9 protein-coding genes are annotated in these 13,212 nt (G+C 44.1%); 3 read left to right on the top strand and 6 right to left on the bottom strand.

Annotation, left to right across the window (positions count from 1 at the left end; translation table 11 throughout):
* Positions 1-7: 7 nt before the first annotated feature.
* The 6 genes from DN752_RS12670 to DN752_RS12645 all read right to left on the bottom strand — a co-directional run bounded on the left by DN752_RS12670 (position 8) and on the right by DN752_RS12645 (position 8,209).
* A complete protein-coding gene (locus DN752_RS12670; RefSeq protein ID WP_112784289.1) occupies positions 8-3,184 on the bottom strand; it encodes a SusC/RagA family TonB-linked outer membrane protein in 3,177 nt (1,058 codons plus the stop codon).
* Positions 3,185-3,731: 547 nt separating this feature from the next.
* Positions 3,732-4,916: an MFS transporter gene (locus DN752_RS12665; RefSeq protein WP_112784288.1), complete on the bottom strand. Its 1,185-nt coding sequence runs from the start codon at positions 4,914-4,916 to the stop codon at positions 3,732-3,734.
* Positions 4,917-4,938: 22 nt separating this feature from the next.
* Positions 4,939-5,286 (bottom strand): TfoX/Sxy family protein, encoded by a 348-nt coding sequence (locus DN752_RS12660; RefSeq protein ID WP_112784287.1) that lies wholly within the window; start codon positions 5,284-5,286, stop codon positions 4,939-4,941.
* A 101-nt stretch (positions 5,287-5,387) separates the two neighbouring features.
* Positions 5,388-6,713 carry a MutS-related protein gene (locus DN752_RS12655; protein WP_112784286.1) on the bottom strand — a complete coding sequence of 442 codons (1,326 nt, stop codon included), beginning with the start codon at positions 6,711-6,713 and terminating at the stop codon, positions 5,388-5,390.
* Positions 6,714-7,041: 328 nt separating this feature from the next.
* Positions 7,042-7,647 (bottom strand): TIGR04282 family arsenosugar biosynthesis glycosyltransferase, encoded by a 606-nt coding sequence (locus tag DN752_RS12650; protein ID WP_112784285.1) that lies wholly within the window; start codon positions 7,645-7,647, stop codon positions 7,042-7,044.
* Between the two features lie 157 nt (positions 7,648-7,804).
* Positions 7,805-8,209, bottom strand: a complete 405-nt coding sequence (locus DN752_RS12645; RefSeq protein WP_112784284.1) for a DUF4890 domain-containing protein — start codon at positions 8,207-8,209, stop codon at positions 7,805-7,807.
* A gap of 434 nt (positions 8,210-8,643) precedes the next feature.
* On the opposite strand from DN752_RS12645, the gene DN752_RS12640 reads away from it, so the two are divergent.
* The 3 genes from DN752_RS12640 to DN752_RS12630 all read left to right on the top strand — a co-directional run bounded on the left by DN752_RS12640 (position 8,644) and on the right by DN752_RS12630 (position 12,982).
* On the top strand, positions 8,644-9,288 hold the full coding sequence (locus DN752_RS12640) for a CPBP family glutamic-type intramembrane protease (RefSeq protein ID WP_112784283.1): 645 nt from the start codon (positions 8,644-8,646) through the stop codon (positions 9,286-9,288).
* Between the two features lie 869 nt (positions 9,289-10,157).
* Positions 10,158-11,714 (top strand): glycoside hydrolase family 43 protein, encoded by a 1,557-nt coding sequence (locus DN752_RS12635; protein ID WP_112784282.1) that lies wholly within the window; start codon positions 10,158-10,160, stop codon positions 11,712-11,714.
* 821 nt (positions 11,715-12,535) lie between these two features.
* Positions 12,536-12,982 carry a gamma-glutamylcyclotransferase family protein gene (locus DN752_RS12630; protein ID WP_112784281.1) on the top strand — a complete coding sequence of 149 codons (447 nt, stop codon included), beginning with the start codon at positions 12,536-12,538 and terminating at the stop codon, positions 12,980-12,982.
* Positions 12,983-13,212 lie beyond the last annotated feature (230 nt).

The raw sequence follows: 13,212 nt of genomic DNA, 5'->3' as shown, positions 1-13,212 counted from the left end.
AGGGAAATTAAAATTTCACGTTCAGGTTAAATCCAAGGGATCTTGCTGTAGGCATGGCGTAATAAAGGTAGCCTTGGCCCGCATTGCTCGTGCCCAGTGTAGCTTCAGGATCAAAGCCTCCGTCAAATCCTTTGTATAAGAAAAACAGGTTCCTCCCGATAAAGCTGATAGAAGCTGACCTCACCACACTATTGCCCAAGAAGGCAGTAGGCAGACGGTAGGTAAGTGACAGTTCTCGTAGCCGTACATTGGTCTGGTCCATGATGTAGTTAGACCCGATGCCGCTCATCGCTCCCCAATACTGCTGGGCAGTAATGGACTGGGTATTATCGGTGAAGGTGCCATCTTCATTCTCGATCTTTCCATCTACGATGATGCCTTCTTCCCTGTATTGAAGGGTCTTTGTGGAAATGCCCGCACCGTCCATGGCCGACTGCGTGGCGGCATACATTTCACCACCAAAACGCCCGTCAATAAGGAATTTCAAGGTAAAATCCTTGTAGCTAAATGAGTTGTTGAACCCTAGGATATAGTCCGGTTGGAAGTCTCCAACCTTTACACGTTGGGCTGTAGCTTGTGGCATGCCGCTCGCAGTGAGGATCCAATCACCGGTTTCTGGATCTGTCATGATGTCCGTGGCCCAGATCTCTCCATACCCTGCCCCTACGGTAGCACGTGTTTCGGCGGAGCCGGAATTATTCACGTTCCATTGACGGTTAATGGCATCTGGCAAAAACTCCTTTAATTCGTTTCTATTATGTGAGAAATTGATGTTGGTATTCCAAGTAAAGCGTTCATTCTCAACGGGGGTACCTCCAAGCATTACTTCAACGCCTTTATTGGTGATTTCACCCACATTGGTATGTACTTCTGCCCGGCCAAGAGGATTGACAGCAAGGTTATCAGTTTCCACAATATCGATCAGGTCCGTTGAGCTGATGTCATAGTAGGCAAAATCAAAGTACAGTCGGTTTTTGAAAAAGCTACCGTCCAATCCCACCTCATAGGTCTTGGTGAATTCTGGGCTAAGATTCTGGTCATACCATACGGAAGGAACGGTCAGGGTGGTAATGCCCAAGTAGCTGTTGTTTTTGTTTTTCAAGTTGTAGCTGTTTTGTAGGCTCCATGCTGAGGCATCTTTACCAACACTTGCCCAGCTACCCCTAATCTTTAAGTAATCCATCAGTGTCTGGTCTGGGTCGATAAATTCGCTGACCATTACTGCCAAGTTTACAGATGGATAGAAATAAGACCAGTTGTCAGATGGCAAAGTAGATGTCCAGTCATTTCTTCCTGTAATATCCAGAAAAACCAATCCAGCATAATCAAAAGATGCAGAAGCATAGAGCGAATTGGTCACGCGCTCCGTGGGTACGCTGGCACTGTAGTTCACTTGATCAGCACTACCTATGGTTGTTTTGGTAGGGATTCTGAGGTTCTGGCCATTGAGGCTCATTCCTTGTGAAAGCTGTTTCAAGTGGTTACCACCTATATTGGCTGTCACTCTTAGTTTTTCGGTGATGTTTTTATCGATCATGAACAAGAAATCAGCGTTGGTTTCTTGGTAGCGGTTATTGGAGAAGCCGACACGTCCGTCAGGATAAAACCAATGCCCAGGCTGCGTGGCACTTTCAAAGCGAATGTCCGTCCAGTCAGTACCTACCCTAGCGTGGGCAGAGAGCCAATCGGTAAACTGGTATTGTACTTTGGCAAATCCAATAAACCTGTTTCGAGTGTCCTCTGCTTTGTCATAGTTAAGTGTCCAGTAAGGATTGCTGGCATTTTCTCCATAGTTACGTACCAATCCAGTTTCTTCGTCGCGGTAATCACGGAAGTCGTCCATAATGGCATTCCTAGGCATACTGAACACACCGCCTAAAAGACCCTGGGATCCTTGTTGTATTCTGTTTCTGGTAAATTGACTAGTGTAGGTGGCTTTGGCATCCAGAGATAATTTACTAGAAAGTTTGGCAGTTGCTCTTAGGTTAAAGTTATCCCTTTTCAGAAAAGAATTTTCCACCATTGCCTCGTTATAGGTATTGGTATAGGAGAATCTAGCTGTTACCTTCTCCGTTCCCCCTGTCAGGGCAATAGTATTGACGAAGTTACCGCCAGTGTTAAAGAAGTTCTCCACGTTGTCCGGCTGTGCGGAGTAAGGTTTGGTGGTGCCATCCCAGTAGAGCTGGTCGCTTCCATCAAGCTTGCCACCCCAAGAACCTCCAGTGGTACGCAGTTCTGCATAATCGGTTGGTGTCCGACCTTGTGTTCCCTGTCCATATTCGTTTTGAAATTCCGGTAAGAGCATAGGATTGGAGAAAACAGCACTACTGGAGAAGTCCACACCTATTCCTTTTCTGGCCTTACCCTTTTTGGTAGTGATCATGATCACACCATTGGCAGCTCTGGAACCGTACAATGCAGCCGCATTAGGGCCTTTTAACACGGTCATGGATTCGATATCATCTGGGTTGAGGTCAGAAATACCCGAGCCGGTATTGACACTGGAGTACATGTCTCCACCTTGGTTAGTACTGGAGTTATCCATGGGGATACCGTCCACTACATAGAGAGGCTGATTGCTTTGGGTAAGGGAATTGTTACCCCGAATAATCACACGAACACCTGCTCCAGGTCCTGATCCGGACTCGGTGATATTGACCCCAGCCACACGTCCTTTCAGATTGGATATTGCACTGGGAGAAGCTTTTACGGTAGTAATGTCCTCTCCGTCTACTTTTTGGACGGCGTATCCGAGGGATTTTTTGTCCTTTTCAATACCGAAGGCTGTTACGACCACTTCATTAAGCTCCTCTGTGTCTTGCTCCAGCACCACATCGATAGAGGTCTGGCTTCCCACAGTAATGGTCTGAACGGTATATCCTAAATAGGAATACTTCAGTGTCTGTCCCTCTTGCGCCACAATGCTGTAGTTTCCGTCAAGGTCCGTAATGGTTCCTTTGGAGGTCCCCACGATAGTAATGCTTACTCCTGGGATTGGGTTTCCGTCTTCACTACTGGTGACAGTACCAGTGACTGTCCCTTCTGCCATGCTAATTGCGCTTAGGGGAGATTCCCCTGTCATCTCTCCAGCAAGGGCACCTTTAGTTGCAATCGGTTGTAGGAAACAACCGACCAAAGCTAAAGCCGCTACTGGTTTGAGTAATGGTAAAGTTTTAGCGTTCATAAAGTTTTGTTAAGGGTAAAATAGTATTTAATGAGTGTTGAAATCATCAAGAAATTGATGAACCGTTTTGCGATAAAGATTATAATTGGTGATTACTATTATAGCTGGTGATTTTCCCCAAATTAATGAGTACAGAATGCTCGATTTGGAAAAAATTAGCATAAGTTTTCAATGAACTGATACCAATGTATATATTTTTTAAATTAAATAGAAATACATTTTATATAAAATTTATTAATGCATTACGCTAATGTTAATTTCCAACTTGTTAAAAAATCAATTGTTCATTGATAAATTATAAAACACTTAATAAAGGGAAAGATTTTTCTTAAATGGAAATGGATTATTATTGTTTAGTAAAAAATAGTGCAGGATGTGATTTTTGAAAGCATTTTTTTGCTATTAATGCTCACTATTTACCTGTTGAGATAGAAGACGATTTGTCTCACGGACAGTGGAGGACCAGCGAATACTATTGGTTGGGGCGCTAGTTTTCGTTAATGTTGAATTGGGCAAATTTGTTGATGTCAAGGTGATATTCTCTTAATTATTTCTTAACTGAACGGTATTGATTTCGGGACAATCCAATTAACCCCAAAACAGGCCCAATGGCCAGGAAAATGAATACATATTGAATGTCCAAATCTATCATCAATACATTGATCAACTGAATGCTAAAAATCGTGATGGCATATCCTATACAATTGACCAGCGTAAGGGCAGTGCCTTTGATATGGGCAGGAGCATGCTGGGCTATCAAAGTGGAGAACAAAGGGCTATCGGCAATGACGGCGACGCCCCAAAAAAGCAAAAATGATAAAAACAACGCCGGAATATCCAACATAAACATCAATGGAGAGATCAAGCAGCAGCAACCAGATGCGGTAAGCGCCATGGACGCGATGCGCTTGCTGCCCCACGATACGGAGAGCAGCCCGCTAAATACACAGCCAATACCCCCAACGCCAATGATCAGAAATGCCCATAATGCAACGTCAAATGAAGGTAGTCCATGTAAGGTAGAATAGGCGCTGAGCATAGCAGGAACAAAAGCCCAAAAGGTATATAACTCCCACATGTGCCCAAAGTAACCGTAAGCAGCTGCCCGGAACCCCGTTTTTCGAAAAATATGTAAACTAGCGGATAAATCGAGTTTGGCCGCCGCCTTTCTGTATGGGCCATTGGGCACCAAAAGGAACAAGGCAAAACCTCCCAGTGTAGCTAGGATGGAAGTAAAGATGATGATCATTTTCCAAGGTAGGGCACCAGTAAATGCCTTCAGAAAATGAGGAAAAGCTGTGCCAAGAACCAGCGCTCCAACCAAATATCCTAGGGACTTCCCTAGTCCTTTTTCGAAGTGGTCTGCTGCTATTTTCATGCCCACTGGGTATATGCCCGCTAAGCAGAAACCGGTCAGGCTTCTGAACGCAATGAGCGTGGCCAGAGTGTTGCCGTTCCATAATACTCCGAGATTAAAAATACTTCCAGCCAAGGCACAAATAAAAAACACAGTAGATGGAGCGTATCTATCCGCTACGGATAACAGGGCAAATATCAGCGTACCAACAATAAACCCAAGCTGAACGGCAGAAGTGAGGTGCCCCAAGGCAGTTAGCTCCAAGCCAAAATCTGCCAACAAGCCTTCCATCACTGCATTACTGGCAAACCAAAGAGAAGTACAGCAAAACTGGGCGATGACGATGATCAGTAGAATAGGGCGGTGTCTGGTCATGGCCCAAAACTAGCCAAAAAATTTACTTTTTCTTTCTTTTGCTGGATTTAGCTATTGGATTAAATAGAAGGCACTTCTCTACCCAATATTCCAATTGCGGTTCCGTGTCTACAACATTTCCATCTACAAAAACATACCCCTTCATACTCTTTCCCGTAAAATTCATTTCCATGGATCCGGCTTGCTGGAGCGCCTCTTCATAATGGTCTGGCCCTACTCTGGCCATGATACGGTCTTCGTGCACACCAATGCACATTTTGTCATTGACCATAAAACATATGCCTCCCATCATCTTTTTAGTTTTGAAAGACTGGTCTGTCCGGGAGAGTAAATTTTCTATACGATTTGCCAAAAGCGTGTTAAAAGCCATTCTTTTGCTTATAGGTGATACGTAATTTAACCAATTAAATTGATGAAGTCAATGGGGCCAATAAGAATGGCAGAAGTCACCTGTCCAGCCATTTCTGCCGCTTATTTCAAAGATTGAAGGATATCGATAACATTTTCTCTCTGTAAGATGTACATCCCTAGGCGCTCGTGGGAGATTCCTTCGCATAGGCGATAGGTATAATGGAGATTTTGATCCTTCAGGCCGGCGTCAAAGTACCTGAACAGGATATTTTGATTTGTGTGAAGCTTTTCGGCGACTTCCAATATATGGGACGAAATGAAAAATGTACTGCCCTTGATGCATGAAAATGCCTCCAGGACTGCCAGAGAAGCTTCATAGGCATCTTTTACGTTGGTACCTCGGAAGAGCTCATCGAAAATCACAAAAACTTGCTTCTTTTGCTGAATATGAAGAGCGACATCTTTGATCCGGTTTACTTCTGAATAAAAGTGACTGTAGCCTAGTCCCATATCGTCCGGTAAATTGATCGTAGTGGTAAGCCCTTTGTAAATAGGCGTTTTCATGCTGGTCGCCGGAACCGGAAAGCCAAGGTGCGCAAGGTAAATAGCCAGGCCCACGGATTTTAAAAAGGTGGATTTTCCGGCCATATTGGGGCCGGTTAGGAAACAAATGTTTTGATGCGACTTCGTACTGATCGAATTCCTTACTGGTTTTTCTAAGAATGGGTGAAATAGTTGGGTGATGGTCAGCTGCGGCTCGGAAGACTCCGAATAGTCCGCTAAGCATAGCTGGTGATTTTTTGCCGTTTTGGCGACGGCATTAAACGCATCGAAGAGGTATACCGTTTTGACCAAGTCTTGTGTTTCGAGTTGGTATTTGTCCCTAAAAAGGTAATCGTAGCGGTAATGTTGGATTTTGCGGGGCTTTGGTCCAAGCTCCTTCAGCATTGTCTTGATGGCGGGTTTGTCCAGATAGCTTTGGATCAGGGAGAAGTACTGACGTAGGCTTACAGGAACTTTTACCTTAGGGATTTTTCCTAAAGCATCAGTCAAGGCAATCAATAAAAAGATCATTTTCTCTATGCCTGTTTCGATCAGGTATTGGTCATTTTTGTTGTTTTGTCTGATAAATTTCCTCTGGAAATAACCATCAAGTGCATTATGTTTCAGGACGGTTTTGTTGACGCGGAAGTAGTGATCGATAAAGTCCATTTGACTGGAATTGATAGAAAGGGGAAATTCTTTTTCCATAAAAAAACCAATGATGCTTTTACGCGCCTGAAGTTCCTCTATATTGTCCAAAGGAGATTGCATCAGGCCTTTGAGTTGGAGTTTCCCGCCAAAAGTCTGGGTACGGTTAAAAAAGGAAAAGATGCTTTTGCCATCAGGTTTTTCATTGAAAAGTTCCAGATCTCTGATGGTCTGCGGATCAATCTCAAAAGCCATAAGTAAGAAGGTTTTAGTTATTAATACGTGAAAGCAACCCTAAAAGGTTGCCACACTGTTCATAACCGCTCCATGGCTCAAGGGAACTGCAAATCTGGGTTTAAACCCGGAATATGCATTAGCCTATCTGTTGCGACCTGAAACTGCTTCAAAATCAGCCGTTTAACTTTAGTTTTCAGCATAACCGTAGCGGTGCTACGCTAATGCCTCCAAACTAACTGATTTTCTTGCAATTTCAGCTCTCACTACGATTCCTAATGCATAATCTGGGTTTAAACTAAAAAGGTGCGGCCATAGACCACACCTTGAACCTTATTTCATCGATTTATTACTGGATATTTAGAAGCCCCTTTAAGCTCTTGAGATCTTCGTATTGTTCTACCTCATAGAGTTCAGGAAGTTTGTGCATTTCCAGATCCATCTGTTTCGCCTCTTGTTTCAATTCACTTATCAGGCTATCTGACTTCCAATCGCTATGGTCAAACACTTTATCATAAACTTGGCTCATTCCCAACAGGTAAATGGTGCCATCATGGGCAGGGCCCACCACCAAATCCTGGTAACTCAAGGATTCAAAAGCTTCGTCCAAAATATCAATGGAAAGCTCCATTGTCCCTGCTACTCGGATAAACAAGGCTTTCTCATAGCCTTTGCTCAGGACATCGGTAAATGCCCTTTGCATCCGTTCCCCCAAGAGCCCTTCACCCTGCAATCCAAGGTGATATTGGTCATTTAGGAGGTAATCGTCATCTACTTTGTCAAGGAAGTAAACAAACACATCTGCCGGGTAATCCCGTACCAAATCATGTGTATGCTGGAGTAGGTACTCATAAACTTCCACCGCTTTTTCACTACCAATGACCTCGCCAAGTCTGGCTTTTACCTTTCCTGGCACTGGATTTTCCTGAAAAATTATTATCGCATGTTCTTTCATAGTACTAACTGTTATATTCGGGTAATCAATATTAAACAGATTTTTTGACAAATAGGTTATCAAAACTACTGCCAAAACCAAAAAAAGAAGACCAAATCTGGTCTTCTTAGCACTAATTAACTAAAAACAGTGAATTTTAACAGTTACCAATAGTCACTTACTTCTCACCTCCTGGTCGACCGGGACCTCTTCCTCGCCTACCCCGTCTATTATCCATGGACTCTTTTTGGTATTCTTTCCACTTCTCCAGTTGCTCGGGAGTAAGGATTTCTTGAAGCGCCTTTTCTTGTGCTTCTTGATCTGCTTTCATTTGCTCGCGATTGGCTTCTTGCTCTTCTTTAGCTTTCTCCCTAGCTTCCATGCGCTCTTCGCTACTTTTAAGGTTAAGTTCATAGACCTCCTTTTGCTGTGCTTCATCCAGGTCGAGTTCTTCGGTCATTTTGTCAGTGATTCGCTCAGCCATTTTATCGGGAGACATTTCTTTTCTTCCTTTTCGCTGTTGTGCATCGGCGGCAAAAACCGTAAATGTCATTAGGGCAATTACAAATAATAGCTTTTTCATGGTTTTTATGTTTTGTTTTATACTCCTTTGACCCCACTATTTTAGTTTGGTTTAATCCGTCCTAGAATTTTTTTAACCATGCGTACATCTGCGTAGTCGTATTTTTGCCTTGAAGTCGGAAATGGAATAACTTGTTTATGAAGACCTTACAATGGATCGCAGCTAGTAACCAAAGCTAAAGTGTAAAACCTAGTATTTTGATTATACACTTTCTTGCCAATGAATTGTATTTCTCACCGAACGAACAGAATACCCAGAATGAAATAAGGCTTTTCTGAGATTTCAGCGGTTTCTTTGAGAACTATCCTATTTACTTACTCGTCTACAAACCCGATAATCAAATTTAGTATTTCGAGTTTTTATCTCGCCAAAGATCCTCCATCTAGCTAGACGAACTAATGTGGTGACAATATGAAAAGCAAACTACTCACAGAATGGATACCATTACCAAATTCAAACAATTCCTAACCGAACCACGAAAAGCCAAAGAGTACACGGATATAGGTTTCAAGCAATTCATGCTCCTACTGATCATTGCCGTGTTGTGTATGCTCCCCTTCACCCTTTTGCTCAGCTTACTGGACGTAGAGGACTTGGGCCATATATTTGAAGGCTTAATAAAAAAAAACAAATGGCTCTTTGCCGTAGGTGGAATCATCCTAGCCCCATTAATGGAAGAACCTATTTTCCGTCTACACCTTAACCTAAAAAAATCCTCCATCTGGTGGGGGCTGGTACTGTCACTGATAATCGCCTTCTCGGATTGGTTTATTGGTTTGGCCTTTATGATTTATTTGGTATACCTCCTGATTATGATCAGTAAGAAATTTACACCCAACCTGAAAATGGTCGTCTATTCCTCCTCAGCCTTCTTTGCGTTAATTCATTTAAGCAACTTCACCAATTTTGAATTCGGAAACCACTTTTTCCTGATTCCTTTTCTGGTGGGAAGCCAGTTTATCGGAGGGCTTATCCTAAGCTATATCCGGCTAAATCACGGGATAAAATGGTGTATCCTGTTTCACGGGGCGTTTAATGCGGTAGTTATCATTCCGGAGGTTTTGTTTATGGAGGTGTAGCTATTTATCATTAAATAATACCCCTATCATGAAAGTTATAGGCTTTACTCTTCTTGCCATAGCTACACTATTCTTTTTTAATGTAATTCACGTCATATTATATGCAGAAGAATATCAGGCTTATAACCTCAGTTCGATTATAAAACCGTTTCCGTACAGTGGTCGGAACATGCACTGCGAGGCTTAGAGGTAGGCCTGAGCGGGTGGAAGCCGTGGCAGACTCAGTATTTCGGGATTGCCATACCCTTTTCCAACCCACATCCTCCTAAAAAGGGTTCGTATGACGCTTTTTATACTAAAAATAAGTCGAGCTCAGGCTTATAGTGTTTTTACCCTTTCGGTCAATAGGACTGTTTTTTTCATATATAATTTAAGTTTAGCGATTGGATCATACTTGACGGTATATCATTAATGGAAGATGCTCAATACTGCCCGGTCGCTTCACTAATGTCGTCAGGTGCGGGGTAAATCCCTCCTTTTAGGGGCCCAACGCTCTTAAGTTAGGGGAAGTACAACACGCTTGTCACCCTGACCTCACTTAATTCCATTAACTTAAGCCCGGAATATGCATTAGCCTATCTGTTGCGACCTGAAACTGCTTCAAAATCAGCCGTTTCACTTTAGTTTTCGGCATAACCGTAGCGGTGCTACGCTAATGCCTCCAAACTAACTGATTTTCTTGCAATTTCAGCTCTCACTACGATTCCTAATGCATAATCAGGGTTAAGAGTATTGTTTAGGGGTCTAGGGGGACTTTTCCACTGTCCGAAGTGAAGTAAATTGAGGGCTAAGGGGTACATATACAGTATCCATCCCTCACCATTCACCGAAAAATATACCTATATTAGGCCTACTAAATCGATAAACCTATGCAAAAACCTATTTTATTTTTATTCCTTTCCCTCCTGTGGGGATGCGGGGGGACGAAGACTGAACAAGCCTCCGAATCCCCTGTTGCCATCCAAAATCCCGTTATCCGTGGAGAGTTTCCGGACCCTTCGGTGATCGAAGTGGACGGCACCTACTATGCCTGTGGCACCTCCAATGACTGGGCACCGGTATATCCCATTTATTCCTCTACAGACCTTACCAACTGGACCTTTGAGAGTTATGTGTTCATGGAAGCTCCGGAGTGGACGATGGGCAGTTTTTGGGCACCAGAGCTCTTTTATAGAGACGGGAAATTTTTCTGTTACTATACTGCCCGGCGAAAGGACGGTATCTCCTGTATCGGTGTGGCCAGTACTGCTGATATCAGCAAGGGCTTTACCGACCATGGCGAGCTGATCGAATGGGGATCGGAAAGCATCGATGCTTACGTTTTTGATCAGAAAGGACAGCTTTATATTACCTGGAAGGCCTACGGGCTCAATCCCGACAAGCCTATCCAACTGCTGGGATCCAAGCTTTCCAGTGATGGCCTGGCACTCGAAGGGGAAGCTTTTCCCGTGGTGACCGCCGAAGCGAATACCTGGGAACGCGGGGGAATCGAAGGGCAGTCCATTGTGCAGCAAGGGGAGTACCTGTACCTGCTGTATTCTGGTGCCGCCTGTTGTGGTGGGGGATGCGATTATAAGGTCGGGGTGGCCAGGGCAAAGCGGATGGAAGGCCCTTGGGAAAAGTATGGGGGAAATCCCATTTTGACGGACTTTGGCAATTGGAAATGTCCGGGGCATGGCACGCCTGTATCCACAGGTGATGACAGCTGGTATTACCTTTACCATGCCTATGCCAGGGAGGGATTTCCGTATATGGGCAGATCGGCATTGCTCAGTCCTTTTTATTGGGATGAGAAGACTGGTTGGCCTTACTTTAAAACCGTGGATTTGATGGCAGACAGTGATGGTGGAGTGGATCCTATTTCCATTGAAGATGCGTTTGACGGGGACCAGCTGAAAGGTTGGTGGCGCTGGGATCTGGCCAGCAATGATCCTGTGGCGCAGGTAGGAAATGGGCAATTACAGCTTTCAGGAGCACGCCTGCAGGACGCTTGGGCAACGGCACTTTGTGTGGTGCCTGAAAAGCCCGCCTATCAGGTGGTGGCCGAAATACCAACCGATGCCGATCACCTAAAAGGGTTGATGCTCTATGGTACCCATGCCAATATGCTGGGAGCTGGTGTGAAAAACGGCAAACTAGCGGTGTTTCAGATTAGGGACGGGAAGTATACCGCACTGGGGGAAGGAGTAACAGTGAAACGCGAACAGGTCACCCTCAAAGCGCAGGTGGAAAACGGCCATGAAGTACGTTTTGCCTATCAAAAGGAAGATGGGGAATGGCAGCAGCTGTCAGTGGACGCGACGGAAAATGGCCTGCTCAAAGGTGAATTTCTGGAGTTCTGGCAATGGGGCGTAAAACCAGGGCTTTTCGTCGAAGGAGAAGGGAAAGGTAGCTTTAGCCGGTTTGAGCTGGTGTATGACTGGTAACTATTGGCTGGCGTAGGGGCTTTGCTTTTGGTTGTGTTGGCCAATCCAAACAACCTCAGGGCAAACGCCTTTAAAAAAATGTTCCTATGGAACTTACCCTTTTGCGTGTAACCATTTTTGGTGCAGGTGGTCACTTACACCTTCTATATGACCCTCCACCAAAGGCGGATTGGACAGAATGCGCAGTTGCTACTGCATATTCCGGGTTTAATGCCGTTTAGTTAAGAAGATTTTCCAATACGGATCGTCCATTGAGAGAGGATTTTAATCCATGGCCTTTTAAAATATGTACAAAATGGATCCGCCTTGCAGGTATTGGGCGTTAAGAAATTAAAAAGCGGGCAGGCAAGAAGGCAGGCTTGTTTGACGAAATACTAGCCAAAAAGAATGTTGGCTGCTAGAAAAGGAGGAGTTTGCCTGCATGAGGGAAGGTTTTAATTTTAGGCCAATAGATGCACAGCGGCGGGGTTTTTTGGTCACTTTTTTGACCTGAAGCAAAAAAGTGACAAAGGTAAAGAGATGAAAACCATCTTGGAATTTAGCAGAAAAACAATAGAACCAATATTTCCAGGTACATACTAACTAAACGGCATTGATTCCGGGTTTAACCTCTCCCGTCATTTAAGCGTTGACTTGACCCTAGGCTACTGCGATTACCAATGCACAACTCGGGGCAAAGTGCCAGCGGCACGGATGATCGCTATGCCTACACAAAAATTATTTTCTTAAAAGGTACTAAATGCGTTTGCCCTGCAAACAACCTGCCTCACCATGGACATCTCCATTTTTTTTACTAGCTTCATTGAAAATAGCTCCCTGATATGTCCACACGTCTGTACTTTGGCTATGCCAGCAATCTGGATCAGTCCACCCTTGTCGGCAGACTGCAACATCCTCCTAAGCTTATCGGCATCGGTATGCTTCCTCATTACGGATTTCGCTTTAATCACCCCAACCCCGACGGGTCTGCACGTGCCAATATCGTCCCCAGTCCAAATGAAAATGTTTACGGTGTCATCTATGAAATTGCCGAAGCCGACGTTTCTCATTTCTTGACTTCTGAGAAAAGCTATGATTTTGAAACAGTAAAAGTCCAAACAAAAAATGGCGAAGTCACCGCCTTTACCTTTATTTCACCACAAAACGTATCCAATATTTTTCCCGATCAGACCTATTATGACACCATCATCCGCGGCGGAAAGGCACTAAAACTCCCCAATACTTACCTCACCAGCATAATGAACCGATTACCAAACGAACTGTTTTAAAGAAATATTGAACTGTGGTTTTTTAGGAGTGAAACGATGTTAACGAAACACACCTTATTGTGTATTTAGCTTGTTTTCGGCAGTTAGCTTCTTGCTGAATGGATGAAATCGGAGGTTTGATTTACTAAGTCAGCGGCGCAATACTCTTTTTGTGCTGAGGCAGAGCCCCGGCACAACTCTTAGCACTGCGGATGACAAATCCCCTTTATCTGACATCCAAATTACAAATC

The sequence above is a fragment of the Echinicola strongylocentroti genome, assembly GCF_003260975.1.
GTDB lineage: Bacteria > Bacteroidota > Bacteroidia > Cytophagales > Cyclobacteriaceae > Echinicola > Echinicola strongylocentroti.
The sequence above is the reverse complement of the archived record's forward strand: the minus strand, read 5'-3'. Positions and strand labels throughout refer to the sequence as shown.